General features: G+C 36.6%; 16 protein-coding genes and 1 pseudogene. 6 read left to right on the plus strand and 11 right to left on the minus strand.

The genetic code is table 11. The annotated features are described in order from the left end of the window. Positions 1 to 508: 508 nt before the first annotated feature. From AC4CVF_RS15040 to acnD, 8 genes and pseudogenes are all read right to left on the minus strand, one after another. A pseudogene (locus AC4CVF_RS15040) lies at positions 509 to 1,224 on the minus strand (DUF1003 domain-containing protein). 587 nt (positions 1,225 to 1,811) lie between these two features. Then, positions 1,812 to 2,279 carry a hypothetical protein gene (locus tag AC4CVF_RS15045; protein ID WP_490789659.1) on the minus strand — a complete coding sequence of 156 codons (468 nt, stop codon included), beginning with the start codon at positions 2,277 to 2,279 and terminating at the stop codon, positions 1,812 to 1,814. A 247-nt stretch (positions 2,280 to 2,526) separates the two neighbouring features. Continuing rightward, positions 2,527 to 2,976 carry a hypothetical protein gene (locus AC4CVF_RS15050; protein ID WP_336953335.1) on the minus strand — a complete coding sequence of 150 codons (450 nt, stop codon included), beginning with the start codon at positions 2,974 to 2,976 and terminating at the stop codon, positions 2,527 to 2,529. A gap of 392 nt (positions 2,977 to 3,368) precedes the next feature. Beyond that, entirely contained in the window at positions 3,369 to 3,572 is a 204-nt protein-coding gene (locus tag AC4CVF_RS15055) for a hypothetical protein (RefSeq protein ID WP_336953336.1), read from the minus strand. A 290-nt stretch (positions 3,573 to 3,862) separates the two neighbouring features. Next, entirely contained in the window at positions 3,863 to 4,438 is a 576-nt protein-coding gene (locus tag AC4CVF_RS15060) for a DUF4126 domain-containing protein (protein ID WP_151956807.1), read from the minus strand. Positions 4,439 to 4,564: 126 nt separating this feature from the next. Further along, positions 4,565 to 4,699: a zinc ribbon-containing protein gene (locus AC4CVF_RS15065; RefSeq protein WP_004722968.1), complete on the minus strand. Its 135-nt coding sequence runs from the start codon at positions 4,697 to 4,699 to the stop codon at positions 4,565 to 4,567. 170 nt (positions 4,700 to 4,869) lie between these two features. After that, entirely contained in the window at positions 4,870 to 5,022 is a 153-nt protein-coding gene (locus AC4CVF_RS15070; RefSeq protein WP_171287899.1) for a hypothetical protein, read from the minus strand. A gap of 173 nt (positions 5,023 to 5,195) precedes the next feature. Then, a complete protein-coding gene (gene acnD / locus AC4CVF_RS15075) occupies positions 5,196 to 7,802 on the minus strand; it encodes a Fe/S-dependent 2-methylisocitrate dehydratase AcnD (RefSeq protein ID WP_490789660.1) in 2,607 nt (868 codons plus the stop codon). A gap of 238 nt (positions 7,803 to 8,040) precedes the next feature. Between acnD and ygfZ the strand changes: the two genes are divergently transcribed. Then, positions 8,041 to 8,763: a CAF17-like 4Fe-4S cluster assembly/insertion protein YgfZ gene (gene ygfZ, locus AC4CVF_RS15080; protein WP_490789661.1), complete on the plus strand. Its 723-nt coding sequence runs from the start codon at positions 8,041 to 8,043 to the stop codon at positions 8,761 to 8,763. 249 nt (positions 8,764 to 9,012) lie between these two features. Here the strand turns inward: ygfZ and AC4CVF_RS15085 are convergent, their stop codons facing one another. Beyond that, complete coding sequence (locus AC4CVF_RS15085) at positions 9,013 to 10,197, minus strand: PQQ-dependent sugar dehydrogenase (protein ID WP_419328054.1); 1,185 nt, start codon at positions 10,195 to 10,197, stop codon at positions 9,013 to 9,015. A gap of 363 nt (positions 10,198 to 10,560) precedes the next feature. Further along, the gene (locus tag AC4CVF_RS15090) at positions 10,561 to 10,806 is read right to left on the minus strand and encodes a hypothetical protein (RefSeq protein WP_004722984.1); all 246 of its coding nucleotides are present in this window, start codon (positions 10,804 to 10,806) and stop codon (positions 10,561 to 10,563) included. A gap of 175 nt (positions 10,807 to 10,981) precedes the next feature. Between AC4CVF_RS15090 and AC4CVF_RS15095 the strand changes: the two genes are divergently transcribed. The 5 genes from AC4CVF_RS15095 to AC4CVF_RS15115 all read left to right on the plus strand — a co-directional run bounded on the left by AC4CVF_RS15095 (position 10,982) and on the right by AC4CVF_RS15115 (position 15,251). Next, positions 10,982 to 11,239 carry a hypothetical protein gene (locus tag AC4CVF_RS15095; RefSeq protein WP_239046415.1) on the plus strand — a complete coding sequence of 86 codons (258 nt, stop codon included), beginning with the start codon at positions 10,982 to 10,984 and terminating at the stop codon, positions 11,237 to 11,239. Further along, the gene (locus tag AC4CVF_RS15100; RefSeq protein ID WP_004722986.1) at positions 11,236 to 11,556 is read left to right on the plus strand and encodes a low molecular weight protein tyrosine phosphatase family protein; all 321 of its coding nucleotides are present in this window, start codon (positions 11,236 to 11,238) and stop codon (positions 11,554 to 11,556) included. The genes AC4CVF_RS15095 and AC4CVF_RS15100 overlap by 4 nt, the downstream gene beginning before the upstream one ends. Positions 11,557 to 11,666: 110 nt before the next feature. Then, the gene (locus AC4CVF_RS15105) at positions 11,667 to 13,406 is read left to right on the plus strand and encodes a DKNYY domain-containing protein (protein ID WP_490789662.1); all 1,740 of its coding nucleotides are present in this window, start codon (positions 11,667 to 11,669) and stop codon (positions 13,404 to 13,406) included. 102 nt (positions 13,407 to 13,508) lie between these two features. Then, the gene (locus AC4CVF_RS15110) at positions 13,509 to 14,216 is read left to right on the plus strand and encodes a DsbC family protein (RefSeq protein ID WP_490789663.1); all 708 of its coding nucleotides are present in this window, start codon (positions 13,509 to 13,511) and stop codon (positions 14,214 to 14,216) included. A 222-nt stretch (positions 14,217 to 14,438) separates the two neighbouring features. Then, on the plus strand, positions 14,439 to 15,251 hold the full coding sequence (locus AC4CVF_RS15115) for a tetratricopeptide repeat protein (protein WP_336953344.1): 813 nt from the start codon (positions 14,439 to 14,441) through the stop codon (positions 15,249 to 15,251). A 38-nt stretch (positions 15,252 to 15,289) separates the two neighbouring features. On the opposite strand, the gene AC4CVF_RS15120 is transcribed toward AC4CVF_RS15115, so the two are convergent. Further along, on the minus strand, positions 15,290 to 16,213 hold the full coding sequence (locus AC4CVF_RS15120) for an AEC family transporter (RefSeq protein ID WP_483770284.1): 924 nt from the start codon (positions 16,211 to 16,213) through the stop codon (positions 15,290 to 15,292). Positions 16,214 to 16,263 lie beyond the last annotated feature (50 nt).

Raw genomic sequence — 16,263 nt, forward strand, 5'->3', positions numbered from 1 at the left:
GATAATTTCTTAATTGCTTTGTCGGTAAGTTAATGAGATCAAATAAATGGAATTTTACGGTATAATTTTCATGGAATTTTTCAGGATGAGCGGGAAAACAACTCTGGTTTACTTCAACTATTAAAACTTTGTAAGTTTTAATCCTATTGCCTATAAACTTTTGATTTATAGCGTCCTAAGCCGAATCGAGACCTTGTGGGTAAGTACTACACTCACATTGTACGTAACTGGTAGCAATCTACTCTTTTCGATCCCTTACATCCTTGAGATAAATATTAACGAAATCGGTTCGGAATTATTTTCCTAAGATTAAGATTTTCTCGTGAAATTTAGAATTATTTTCCGAAATCAATCACAATCTCAGGATTTTTTATCTTTTATATTTCTAAAATGATTTTTTATTGCAAACTCATTTAAAAAATCGAGAATATATTTCTGTTCTTATCAACAAAGCCACCAACTCAAAAGAGCCGTAACGCTCAAAAGCTTTTTCTGTATTTTTAATCTTTCACTCGCCTTTTTTTACTTCTCTTTTATTCATTTCTGATAATAAATCCAATTGAATTTCCTGAATTTTTGCCAGTTTATCCCACTGATGAATGAGTAAATGATCTATTTTTTCATGTAAATGACGGATTTCTAATTCAGCTTTTAAATTGACTTGATAATCATTTTGGGAGCGTATACGATCTTTGGCTTCTTGACGGTTTTGACTCATCATAATAATTGGTGCTTGTACTGCTGCAAGACAAGATAAAATAAGATTTAATAGAATAAACGGATAAGGATCAGCAGGTTGTTTTACGATCACAACTGTGTTTAATAAAATCCAAACAACTAAAAAGAGCATAAAACAAATTAAAAACGTCCAACTTCCGCCAAAAGTTGCAATTTTATCTGCGAGCCTTTCCCCAATGGTCCATTTTTTTCAAGTTGTGTTTCAGTATTTTTTGTTATTAATTCATGCTGTTGCATACTATTAAGCACTTCATACTCTAGGTTTGACACCTCCCCCTGCTCCGATTGAAGCAAAGATTGCACATACTGCATACGATATTTGATTAAATCTACTTTACAAATATAATCCTGCGCAGAACAATTGGGAAAATCTCGTGCAATTTCTTCAGTAATAACCTTACGTATAGCCCCGAGCGGAACAACATTCGCATGTGAAAAAGTTTGATTACATATCAAGCAAATATGATTTTCATTTTTATCATTCATTACACTACTCTTTATCATTGTTTGGTTTCAATATCTTTCATTATTTGAATAAAGTATAGAACTTATTTTAATGGGATGCTGGGATGAAATCATTTTGCTTTAATGTATTTTTCTGATGTTTTGAATAGGCTTAATTGATGGATCTAATTTGAGATTTTCACATTATTTTTATCGAATTTTTCAGGATGAGTGGGAAAACAACTCTGGTTTACTTCAACTATTAAAACTTGGTAAGTTTTAATCCTATTGCCTATAAACTTATGGTTTATAGCGTCCTAAGCCGAATCGAGACCTTGTGGGTAAGTACTGCACTCACGTTGTACGCAACTGGCAGCAATCTACTCTTTTCGATCCCTTACATCCTTGAGGTAAATATTAGCCAAATCGACTCGGGATTATTTTCCTAAGATAGATTAATTTTTTTATTTTTTAGGAAAATTTTCCTTTAAAAGTTACTTAATAAAGAAAATTTTTCAACAAAGCTTATTTAATGATTTTTTATTGCATAAATTTAAAAAAAAATGCAAATTTATAAATTTGCATTTTAGTCATTCTATTTCAATGATCACACGCTTTAATCTGCTAACTTAAGGCACATCTTTTAGCGAGGTTGTTTTACTATCACGCAAAATATCTTCCAAGCCTTGGGTATCCTGATTTAAAAATGCGGTTAAACTCGCTTTTACCTGTTCAAGTGTACTGTGTTTAATTGCAAATACTTCTTTATTTTTTCGTGTCATCAAGCCAAACAATTCGCGTTGTGGGAAAATCAATTTGATATTGCTTTCTATCTTAAATTCAAAATTCTCACTTTTTGCATAAGCATTTAATGTAATTTTTAAAAATGCTTCTGACGCTGAGTTCAACACTGTAAAAATAGTGTTTCGACCATCCAATTGTAATTGCAAAACGCGTTGACGGCGCCAACTGATACTTTCAAATTTCGCCAATATCTCAGCAATGTCTAAATCGCTCTCTTGCTCCATCTCACACTCATCGGCGTGATTAGGATACTGAATTTGAATTTCAAACTTGTTCATTATTTTATAACGCATACCCTTAAAATCTATTTGTAGTGTAACAACACTCTTTAAAATTAATAGCGACTCCAATCAAAAAATTATAAATTAATCATTGATTTTAAATTACAAATTGTAAAATTTATCACTATATTTAATTTTTATATGCACTAGGTATATTTTATCTCTTGGTCAAACAATCAAGCCCGTTTATTCTTTTTTACAGATCAAGAAGGAAGCTCAAGCTTCCTTATTTTATATAGAAGATGTCAATCTCTAGTCGTTATGCCAAACGATGCTCTTGTAGCATTTTTTTATGCATCAATTGTCGATATTGTTCTGTCATCTCGTCGATTTGATCGTTTAGGAATAAGCTGAGCTGTTCTGAAACTTGTGATTGGTTTAAGTTTTTATACACCACATCATATTTCTTTTTACGTGTTAAAAGCCCCAAAAATTCTTTACTTTCAACAACCAGTTGAATATTGCTATCGATCTGAAAAACAGGGTCTGCTTTACTCGAGTGTGTATTTAACTGGATATGTAAATAAAGTTCTGTCTCCGTGTCCTGTACAGCAAAGGAAATATCAGAATTTTCAACTTGCCCCTGCGTCAGGAATAAACGGCGCCAATTGATCGCATAAAATTTTGCATGAATTTGCTCAATGTCCTCTGCCTCAAATGATACGATATCTTGTGCAGGCAAATTGATCTCGATCTCGAACTTTCTCATTGTTCTCACCTATCCATGTGATGTTTATATTATGAGCTATTAATAGCATTTATATTTTTGTTTTAAAACAAATATTTATGTTAAATCATTAAAATTTATTACTTTTTATCAAATACACATCACAAAAATCAGATTATTTATTGATGAAGTTTTTATTAATTTTTCTATTTTTATATCAAACAGTAAAAAGTATCAGCATACTTTTAATCCCCAAGTTATTTTTAAAACGATGAGTCAGCATAAGCTTTCATCGTGACTTCAAACAATTGACGTTTAAAATATACATTTCAATTGAATAGATATACGCTCTATTCCTTTTAATGTTATGCAGTTCCACCACATAAAGATGGAACTGCAGGTAAAATTGGTGATGGTTAAAGGCTATGAGCTTCTTAACAACAGCAAATACATCCTTTGATTTTTTCACGAGGCCAATTCATCTTTGCTCGTTTAATTGCCAGCTCACTTGTCGCAAAAAATCCCAGTAGATTTTGATTTTCCGCCTTAGGTAAATGCTCACAAGATTTGCTTGCATTGTGTACCTCGTATACACCATTGACTTGCGCATTTACATTGATAATAAATTTGTCCATCATAAAAGTTTCCCCCAATACTCTTAAAAAGACCTTGAGATTAAATCCATAAAAACGATGTTTTTATCAATCCCATAACAAAAGTATGCCTTTAAGGTGCAAAAATCAATCTCTCTTTTATTGATTTATTGTTGGGGAAATTTGTCTTTGTATTCGATTTAGAGTGAATCAAATTTTATGTCAAAAAACAGAAAACACTTAATCCAATTTAATGACTCAACCCAATTGAATTGAGTCATTATCCTCTTTGAATCTTGATAAACACTTGTTTCACAAATGCTAAAACACACTAACTACAATGGATGAACAACGCTTTCTTGTTTTTTCTTTCTTAACCAGCGAACCGCTAGCACCATCAAAATAATACCAACAATCACCACCAATACAGGAACGATAAGTGATAATACCGATACCACTATTGCCCCAATCCACTCACCTGTAGACACCAAAGGATTGGCTATTCCGCCTGTCGTTGCAGTAGATACACCACGAACCGCAACCGTGCCCATTTGTACAGCTGTTGCTGTACCACCACCAACGATAATCGCAGCCGCCCAACTTGCAAACTGTGACATTTCACCTGTACTGACCGCCATGGTGGTCAATGTTCCAGCTACCATTGCTGCTGGCGTGGCAATAGTATCTAAAGCATTGTCGACCCAAGGAATATAGTACGCGCCAATTTCACAAATAGTCGCGACAGCTAAACCAATACATACCGATGGTATCGCTAACCACTCAAAACCTTTCATTGGCTCAAACCAGCCCATCAGTGATGCAACACTCATCACCAATAACGGTACAAATACACGAAAACCGCAGGCGGCACTTAAACCAATGCCAATACATAGACTCAGGATTGTTTCCATAATGATTTATCTGCCTTTTTCTCGTTATCTTTTGAACTATTATTAAATTAACAAAAAGCCCTATCACTGGATAGGGCTTTTGCTTAAAACAGGGAGTATCTGTTTTATCTGTGCGGCTTAGCAATCTTATTTTTTAAATTGATTGCCAAGGCATTTGGTACACTGGGGTAAACGATCTGTACCAATTTCTAAGTAAGTGCGATGTCCGCATTGGACACAAAAATAGAAGCCTGTTCCGGGTTTTTCGCCAGCAGTAACCATTTTTGTTCTCCATAGGTTTTAGAAATGGTGAATAAAGTATAGCCATATTTTGATGTATGTCTACTGTCTATTTCTAAAAATGATGGTGTCATTTTTGCAAGAAATGATTTCAAAAGAAAAATTTATGGTTTTTGAGAGCTACTGCTTAATCATTAAATAGCGCAAACCATTTAAAGCTCTTCTCTTTCTTGAGGTGGTTCATCTGTTCTTTCTTCCTCATAAAAATCATCAGGCATCTGTGACAATACGTTTAAAAGACGCTCAGCTGTGATTGATTCATCAGAATTTACCGTATCACTTTGAGTTTTTCGTAATAAAGACATTTTATTCCCCAAATAAAAACCCCACTGAACAGTAGGGATTTTTTTCAACAATTTCAATTCCTTTTTTCCTTAATCGCCCCCCTTGCGAAGTAATACTTCTCATCTTTAAAAAGAGAAGAACTCCCTCCTTTTTCAAAGGAGGGTTGGGGGAGGATTTAAAGAATAGAATTCAATTAAGCCACTTGCCCTTCCAAGAAATCCTGTGCAAAGCGTTGTAATACCCCACCCGCTTCATACACATGCACTTCTTCTTCAGTATCCAAACGACAAGTTACAGGAACTTCAATCACTTCACTCTTACCATCAACCGTGGCACGCTCAATCACCAAAGTTAAGTCTGTACGTGGTGCAATATTACCAATCACACTATACAGCTCAGTACCATCAAGCTTTAAGGTTTTACGGTCGGTGCCCGCTTTAAACTCAAGTGGTAACACTCCCATACCAACAAGGTTAGTACGGTGGATACGTTCAAAGCCTTCAGCCACAATCGCTTCAACCCCAGCAAGACGAACACCTTTCGCAGCCCAGTCACGGCTAGAGCCTTGACCATAATCCTTACCAGCAATGATGATCAGTGGTTGCTTACGATTCATATAAATCTCAATCGCTTCCCACATACGCATCACTTCGCCTTCTGGCTCAACACGCGCTTTAGAACCTTGCTTAATGGTACCGTCTGAACGAACCACCATTTCATTAAACAGTTTTGGGTTGGCAAAAGTTGCACGTTGCGCAGTTAAATGGTCACCACGATGCGTTGCATACGAGTTAAAGTCTTCTTCAGGTACGCCCATTTTATGCAGATATTCACCCGCTGCCGAATCCATCATAATTGCATTCGATGGTGACAAATGATCCGTGGTAATGTTGTCAGGTAAGATCGCAAGTGGACGCATATTTGACAATGTACGTGGTGCAGCCAAAGCCCCTTCCCAATACGGTGGACGGCGGATATAAGTACTTTGCGGACGCCAATCATATAACGGACTTTCTGATTTTTCTGTCACACCTAAATCAAACATCGGGATATACACTTTACGGAACTGTTCAGGTTTTACAGATTCTTTCACCAGCGCATCAATTTCAGCATCCGATGGCCAAACATCTTTTAGGTAAACTGGATTACCGTCTTTGTCATTGCCCAATGAATCCGTTTCAATATCAAAACGAATTGTGCCTGCAATTGCATAAGCCACCACCAAAGGCGGTGAAGCCAAGAATGCTTGTTTTGCATAAGGATGGATACGACCATCAAAGTTACGGTTACCAGAAAGTACCGCTGTGGCATACAAATCACGGTCAATAATTTCTTGCTGAATCTTTGGATCTAAAGCACCAGACATACCGTTACACGTCGTGCATGCATAGGCCACAATACCAAAACCAAGCTTTTCTAAATCCTCAAGTACGCCAGCTTCTTCAAGGTAAAGTGCAGCAGCTTTAGAGCCTGGTGCAAATGATGATTTCACCCAAGGTTTACGCACCAAGCCCAATTCATTTGCTTTACGTGCCAACAACCCCGCGGCAACTGTATTACGAGGGTTAGAGGTATTGGTACAAGAGGTAATCGCAGCAATAATGATTGCACCATCAGGCATTAAACCATCAGTACGGTTTTCAACTACGCCTGCAATACCTTTCTCTTTTAAATCTGCTGTTGATACACGTGCATGTGGGTTTGATGGACCTGCAATATTACGTGTTACCGTTGAAAGATCGAAACGAAGTACGCGAGGATATTCTGCTTGTTGCATATCCGATGCCCAAAGACCAATTTCTTTGGCATAACTTTCCACCAATTTGATTTGGTCTGATTCACGACCAGTCAAGGTTAAATAATCAATGGTGTTCTGGTCGATATAGAACATTGCCGCAGTTGCGCCATATTCTGGAGTCATATTGGAAATCGTTGCACGATCTCCTACAGACATACTGTCCGCACCTTCACCAAAGAATTCTAAATATGCACCCACTACACGTTCTTTACGCAAGAATTCTGTCAGCGCTAAAACGATATCTGTTGCCGTGATACCCGCTTTACGCTGTCCCACCAATTCCACACCAATTATGTCTGGAAGACGCATCCAAGATGCACGACCCAGCATGACATTTTCAGCTTCCAAACCACCAACACCGATAGAAATTACACCCAACGCATCTGTATGTGGCGTATGTGAATCGGTACCGACACAAGTATCTGGAAATGCGATACCTTCACGGTTTTGAATCACTGGAGACATTTTCTCCAAGTTGATTTGGTGCATGATGCCATTCCCTGCTGGGATCACATCGACATTTTCAAACGCTGTTTTGGTCCATTCAATAAAGTGAAAACGGTCTTCATTACGACGGTCTTCTACAGCACGGTTTTTTTCAAATGCATCTGGATCAAAGCCACCGTATTCCACCGCCAATGAGTGGTCAACGATCAACTGTGTTGGTACAACAGGATTAACTTTAGCAGGGTCACCGCCTTGATCTGCAATCGCATCACGCAAACCTGCAAGGTCGACTAATGCCGTCTGTCCAAGGATGTCGTGACATACCACACGTGCTGGATACCAAGGGAAATCATGGTCTTGTTTACGATTAATCAGTTCTTTTAAAGACTGTTCGAGAATGGTTGGATCACAACGGCGTACCAGCTGTTCGGCCAATACTTTTGAAGTGTATGGAAGTTTTGCATATGCGCCTTGCTGGATGTCTTCTACGGCTTGACGCACATCGAAGTATTCGAGCTGGGTACCTTGCAGTGGTTTACGATAGTTGTTATTCATTAGTTTTGTGCCTCTTGCATCATTTTGTACTGCGTGTCTAATGATTGGCATAGTACACTGTCGAAAACCCATTTCCCAAATCGTTTATATTTCATAAGCTTAGATATAAAAACAGGGGTTTTTGAAATATTTAGTAACAACTTCATTAAAATATTTGCACTAAATCTGCTTTTTTTTGAAAAATAGCGGAAAATAAGATTAATTCTTTAGTATTAGATTTAAGATAAGCGAGCAATTCATGAGCGATCTAGCTTTCTCCTCATTTACCTTGATTGGTGTTGATGCAATCAAATTTCTACAAGGTCAAGTGACTGTAAACGTTGAAGCTTTGGCTGAAAATATCACCCAATACACTGCGATTTGTGATCTTAAAGGTCGTATCCATTTTGGCTTATGGCTTAAAAAAATTAATCCTGAACATTTAGAGATTGTTACGACTCAAGATCAAGCCGAAGAATTTGCCAAACATATTAAAAAATACGGCGCTTTTTCTAAAATGAAGCTTGAAGAAACTGGACGAGTTTTTCCAACATTGAATGGCTCAACGACTGATTTTTCTGCTACAGAAACGGATATTTCAGTATGGCAAATCGCTGCAATTCAAACTGGTCAGGCTTATATAAATCAAGCTATTGAACATGTATTTCAACCACAAGAATTACGCTTACACCAACGTGAAGGAATTAATTATGACAAAGGCTGTTATCTTGGTCAGGAAGTGATTGCACGCCTCTGGTTTAAGGCAAAACCAAAAGCATGGTTACATGTCATTCAAGGTACAGGTTCTGCCCCTGCTCAAGCTGAACAATTGAATAAAGGTGTTCAAGTGGTAAATAGTGCAGCATTTGAAAATGGTTATATTGCGCTTGTGGTTGCCCGTCCTGATGCTTTAGAAGAGTTAGATGTGACTGTTTTAGCATTACCTGAAAGCTTAAGTGGTGATGTGGCGAGACCGCAGTAATTTCTCAAAATTGTCTACAATAATAAACCTACAACCTTGTAGGTTTATTTAGAGAATAAAATGATTGAGTCAATCAAAACAACTTTAACATTAGCAATTGGTTAGCTTCATTTTCATAGATGAATACTTTCCGGTCTAATACTGCTTCCAAAGATTTATCGACAATTTATATTTTTACTTTCACCTGAATTTTTTATTCTCAGCCATGTTCTTTTAACTAACGCCTAAATTTTTAGAAAAGTTCAAAATTTAGGAAGATGCTTTTTGCCGAACATAATAAATCACACCGCTCTTATCATCAGAGAAATAAAATGAATTTTCATCTACTCGATAAATATCACAAGGGCGACCATAGATATTTTTGCCCACTAAAAAACCATCCATAAATGTCTGTAGTTTTTGCCCTTTACGCATAATGACAATTTTATAGCCATGACCAATTGTGGCATCGGTAGAACCATGTAAAGCAACTAAAAAAGAATTTTTGATGGTGTCATCCGTATCGGGATGATCAAAATAGTCAAAACCAAGTGCAGATGAATGCGCTGGGAAATAGGCATAAGGAGGCAATACATTTTTGCAAGCTGACGGACGTTTAAATTTTGGATCTGCCAAAATTTTTCCATTCGACGAATAACATGAAGCCCAGCCATAATCTGCATCACGTTTGAGTGCATAAAAAGTTTCATCAGGCTTATTTTTACCCAAATGATCCACACCTTGATTGGTGGCAAATAAAAAATTACCAACCCATTTCAAACCGACTGCATTGCGTAAACCTGTAGCAAAAATCTTTTGTTGCGAACCATCGGGATTCATTTCTAATACTGTTGCCCGAACTTTTTCTTTCTCGGTACAAGCATTGCAGCTTGAGCCGACAGAAACATAAATTTTCCCGTTCCCACCCACAGCAATTGTTCGCGTTAGATGCCAACCACCATATTTATAACTTAAACCGTAGTCAGGAAAAGTTACTAAAACTTCGGCTTTATCGGTTGGTTTAATTTCACCTTTGGTAAATTTTCGTCGGGTCAGTTGATTAGTTTCCGCTAAATACAACCAATCTTGTCCTGAAGAATCTGTATAAAATTGAACTGAATTAGGGTTCTTCAGCCCCGTCATATAAGGAATAATTTTGCCGAATTTTCCCGTTTCAGGGTTCCATTCATCCAAAATATAAACGATGCCTTTTTTATTATCAGTCAAATCGTGCATATCTGTTACAAACATTCTGCCATCAGGAGCTTTGCTAAAAAAACGAACTCGCTTTAAGCCCTCAGCCGCTGGAATAATTTCGTAATTTGCTGGAAGATTTAAAGAAAAGCGCTTCCCATTTTTTAACTTAACCTGCTGAGGCACAAGATTTGGCTGTTGAGCTAAAATCCCCATTGAACAAACTAAACTTATGAATAAGATTGACAGTACTTTCATCATAGATACGTCTCGATTAATCTTAGGAAAAACAGCCTTCTTTTTTATATTATATAACTTGAAGCACGAGTATATAGTCAAATAATTTTGCTAGAAAAATACAAAGACCATCCAGATACAAGCCATTATCTTATATTGTTTTTAGCCAAACGCCGAAAGTATTGTTGTAGTGGATTAATGCATTCACTCTCGTTTTATGGCACACAGCGCATCAAAAAACAGAACTAAGAAAATAAACAATGACAACATCAAAAATTATTACTTTAGAAAGCCCTAACCACCATCAATACATCGGTAGAGGGCTCATCCAAATGCTTAAAGTATTTTTATAGCACAATTGAACAGTTCACTAATTTTCAATGGATATTAAAACCCATGAAATAATTTATTCATGTCTTTACACAAATAATCCTTAAAATGAAATGCTCGTGCATGTTTTGCATCAAACTTTGCCGTCTGACCATCCTTTTCAAAAATATAAACACGGTCATCCTTACTGACAAGAAACTCACCACCCAGTTTGATCAACAAAGCATCTATCTTATCTTCATCAGCAATACTGTCATCTTGGCTGACTTTGTCATAATTACGTCTAATGCCTTTAATAAACATCATCTACTCGCACGTTCTATTTAGCCAGAATTATACCCTTTTCATTGCCTTTAAAATGGCTCTAAATAAACATTATCAAAATCATTCAGCTTGTTTACCCAGATAAATACTTATAAAATAGCCCAATCATGTGTTATCGCGGCTGCTGAACCCGATCAACTCATGAGTTTTATCTATGGACATTACACAACAATATTTTGAAAATGAATTAAACCGCAATCGCGCTTGGAGACGTAAGGTAAATTATTTACACCGTGGTCGAGATTGCAGACATACTTCAACCCTTTGGAAACCAGAAAAAGACTGGAAATTACTTTGGAACAGATCGTTAAAAAGATCTCGCTCGAAACAATTAAGAATTGAATATCCACGTATTTCTTCTGCCAAAAGACGAAAACAAGCACAATATGATTTTTGGAAGACTGCTGATTGAATACCCTTTTTATTTGTAGTCGTAACCAATGGCGTAGCCCCACTGCCGAGCGTGTCTTTGCAGTGGGCTATGGCATTTCCACACGTTCCGCTGGAACAAGTAAACACGCCAAACATCGTATTTCTGTCAAAGATATTGCTTGGGCAGATATGATTTTTGTCATGGAGCAAAAACATAAACAAAATATCAAAGAGAAATTCCCCAACCAGTTACAACATAAAAAAGTCATGGTATTGGATATTCCAGACGATTATCACTATATGGATGAAGAGTTAATTGAAATTTTAACAGAGGCTATGCAACCCTATTTGCCTTAAATGCTAAAGTCGTTGCCATCAATCTGTATGACCAATTCATAATCAAAATGATGACGAAACAACCTTAAATTGCCATAACTCAACCCGATCAATATTTAACAAAAAAATAAATGATGCAGAATCCACTAAAAGTATTTTCTATCCTTAAAACCTTCATGCTTATCTTAGTGATATGCGCGCTTCTGTTCAGCTTTAGTTTTATATTTAGATTTTCTGACTCAAATTCAGATGAGATTCCTTTTACTGCGACTACAGAAAAACTTGGGATATTTGAAAAATATAACAACCAAATCTATGCCGCTGTACCCAGCAATGGTGATTATTTGATCCCAGAAGCAGATATTCAAAGTTTTTATTTACCCAATGATAATTACCAATACCGACAACTAGGTGCAGATAAACTACATGTCTATTGTGGCAATATCATCCTAAAAGGTGTGCAACCTCAACAGGTGAAGACCATTGGCGATGGTTATTTTACTGCTGGAAAAGACACTTGGTATTGCTCCCCCTCCACCGAACGAAATAAGGATTTAGCTGCGCTTCGAGAAATTTGGCAAATCATGCAACAAAATTTTGCCCTAGGCTCAAAACCACAAAGCTATCTCTACCCCTATTTTAAACTTGAACGAGGCAACTGGCCTTATCGTGTTAATTCCGAAAATGATACGGCAAGTAATGGGACATTCACCTATTTTCAAGGGAAATTGCTTTCTGGAGCCAATCCAGACCAACTCAAACTTGTCTTAGGCGAACGTAACTATGCCTATCGAGCGGATGGTAAAAACGTCTATTACAACAACACTTTGCTCGATTTAAAAGACAATGGAAAACTTTATAGTATTGAAATAGATGGTTTAAATAACCAATATTATTTACTCAATCCTGTCGATGGTATGGTCTATGTCAACGAATTTGCCTTTGATCCCAAATACGCCCCCTATCATCTCTTAAGCGAACATGGCGATCACATTAACCATGCTTTGTTTTATAACGACACGGGGATTTACTATTTTGATCTGAATAAGAAAAAAATGCGTCGCGCAGGTGATAGTCCATTTTTAGGCAAAGCATTTAAAGAAATCGCACCGCTGATTTTTTCTGATGGCACACAACTACTCTATCTACAAGCCAGTGAATATCGCAGCAATAAAGGGTCAGCCTCTTCCAAATCCACCCATATTCTAAAATTAGCTGAGCCACTTCATTCCACATGGCAAAAACTTGGGGATGTAAATTACAACTATGGCACTGTATGGAAAAATGGCAATGCGTTTTACTATTTTGATCAGTTAGGAAATAGCCAACTGGTTAAGGCCACGATTTATCATATTCGCGACCCACAAACGATTCAAAATTTACTGAGAACTCAACCACGCACTGACGATATTCGACAATGGATTGAAGAGCAAAAAATGGTTGAAGCCAAACATGTAGAATTACTCGAAGTAGAGACAACTAACCGCTCAGACAAATATTGGGGCTTGTTGGTTCCAATCATTTTCATAGCATTTTTGAGTATGCTGATGTGGATATTTAAACGGTTTAATTTAAATTTTTCCCCATTTTATATACGCAATCATAAACTGATCGTCAGTAATTTGATGATGACCTCTTACCCATTAGATCAGGTCACATGCGTTGAATTTAGTACCCATAGGACAACAGCGAATGGTAGTCATATTGGGCACTTTCAAATTTTACAGCGTAATGGAAAACGCAGCAGAATCTTTAATTTTAGTACGCAATTACGCTTACGGAGTGACTCACAAGTAGAATTAAATCAATATATCCAACAACTCAGAAATGAGTTAACACGCCATGGTATCCAGAATACAATACGAAATTAAGCGTGGTATCAACTGAATATCGCATTGGCAATTACATGATCTCAATATATTTTTGATCTTTATTGAGTGCACAATATCCACATTATTATTTTGAGCTTTAACATGAAAATCTGGTTATCTCTTCTGACTTTGGGTCTTTTTACCTTTTCTTCTGCACATGCAGATATTCAGACTTTACAGCAAAACTTAAAAACCAAATATCCTGAGATTCAGGTGAAATCAGTACAAAACTCACCAATTAAAGATGTTTATGAAGTCTATATGGGTGGGCGTATTGTTTATACCAATGAAGAAGCAAAATATTTCTTTGTCGGCAATTTAATTGATCTTAAAGAACAAAAAAATCTGACCGAAGAACGTATGCAAGCGCTAAAAAGTATTGATGTAAAATCATTACCTTTGAAACAAGCCATTAAGCATGTCAAAGGTAAAGGTGAACGTGTAATCTACGTATTTAGTGATCCTGACTGTCCATATTGCCAACATCTTGAAAAAGAATTAAAAAATATCGACAACCTAACCGTTTACTTATTTTTATACCCAATCACCCGTTTACATCCAAATGCTGAAAGTATTTCACAGCAAATCTGGTGCTCTAAAAACCAGTACCAAGCGTGGGAAGACTATTTAATTGACAAGAAACAACCGAATTCAAACAAGTCATGTACGACCCCAATTGAGAAAAATATTGCTTTAGCAAAATCACTCGAAGTCGATGGTACACCAACATTCTTCTTACAAGATGGCACCCGTATTTCAGGGGCACGTGAAGCAGGCGAAATTGAATTACTCCTCAAAGCAGTAAAATAACAGCCCAAAGCCTAGAGAATAAAAAATTTCTCTAGGCTTTAATGTTGTTAAAATATCCTTAATTCTTTCTTATTTATAAATAAATTAAAATTTAAATACACTAACTTATACAATAGGCATGTTTACATTTATAATTTTCAAATTATGATAAAAACGTCCTCAACAATGTTCTCACACCATAAATGGAATTATGTTGAAATTAAAACAAGGTATATCGTCAAAATGAAAAAAATTCTATTCGCTACACTACTCAGCTTTTCATGTATTTCTGCATTTGCAGCAGATACAGCTAAAGCGAACATTGACCCTACATTTGCCAAAGCACAAGAGCTAATTCAAGCAAAAAACTATCCTGCGGCGTATCAAGAACTTGAACGTCTTGCAAAGGCTGGCAATGCGCAAGCATTATATAACTTAGGCTATTTAACCCAAACGGGACAAGGTACAACCAAAGACGATAAGAAAGCTTTGAAATATTATCAAGATGCTTCAGCAAAAGGCTATTCTGTTGCAAGCTATGTCTTGGCGCAAAGCTATGCAGTAGGTCAATTGGGCTTAGCCAAAGATGAAAAGAAAGTCCGTGAATACTTAGAGAAGTCCTCTGCTCAAGGATTTGATGATGCTACCGTGGAATTGGCTGTTTTATTATTTTCTGAAGGTACACCTGCATCTGATAAACTCGGCTTACAAAAACTTGATCCTTTAGTGAAAAAAGATTTTGCACCTGCAATTCATGCGAAAGCGCTGTATGACATCACCGATGGCTTAAAGAAGAAAAATGCATCAGCAGTTAATCAAGGTTTAAAATCAATCCAAGATTTAGCTAAAAAAGGATATATTCCAGCATTGATGGCTGTCGGAAATATGCTGACCAATGGCAATATCATTGATCAAAATCTGCCAGAAGCACAAAAGATTTTCTCAGAACTTGCTAAAAATAATGTGCCTAAGGCAAAAGAGTCTTTGGATGTTGTAAACAAACTAATTGCTGAAAAAGGCAAAACACCTGCTCCCAAAGCACCAGCAAAAAAATAAGCAGCTCTTAAAAAATACTCTCGCAAGAGAGTATTTTTTTACCACCAAACACCAATCAAAACACTCACCACAATAAAACTCAGTAAAGTACTAATCATCAATGGTGTCAGTGCTTTTTCATTTAAACCATAGACTTGGCCAAAAATTCCAAATATAGAGGGCATAGGCAAAGCAGCAATCAAGGTACCTGCATAAATCATCTTTTGATCCAAGTCGGTTAAATGAGTCAAGCCTAAATAGACCAATATCGGCATACAGATATTTTTAGAAACCACCAAATAAATGGTTTGTAGATTAAGTGATTGAATCGTAATCCCAACCATTCCACCACCAATAATAAATAACGCTAAAGGTGAGGCAGTCTGACCTAACAAGGCAAATACTTGGTCTAATACATGTGGAATTTGAATTTCGAAGATCGTACAGCTCATGCCAATCATCACTGACAAGAACAATGGATTTTTTAATAAAGCCAGAAATGTTGTTTTTAAAATAGCGGCTAAATTGGCTTGTCTTTGTCGCCCTATTTCTGCCAAGGTTAACATCAGCGGTACAAGAAATACGCTTTCAATGATAACAATCAGTGAAATATAAATCATGGCTTCACTACCCATCAGCAAAGTCAAAATTGCTGCGCCCAGTAACCCAGTATTGGACATTGATGCGCCAAGTGAAAACACAGAAGCATGGGTAAAATGATTGTTAAAAAGCTTTTGCCCTAAAATAAAGGCCAAAATAAATAGAGTAAAAGTAACCCCTGTATAAACAAAGAAATAGGCAGGATACCAAATCTCATGTAAATCTTTTGCAGCCAGTGCATGAAGTAATAAAGCAGGCAATGCAATTTTGATTACAAAAGCACCAATTGCAGTAATTTGCTCTTTAGAGATCAATTGGATTTTGACAGATATAAAACCCAAAAATAACAGGAAAAATACTGGAAAAATTACCGAAAAAATCATTCAAGCCGTTCCTTTTCCAGATCATACAAATAAAGATATATCCTAGAATA

It is taken from the genome of Acinetobacter sp. LipI_19 (genome assembly GCF_058242925.1).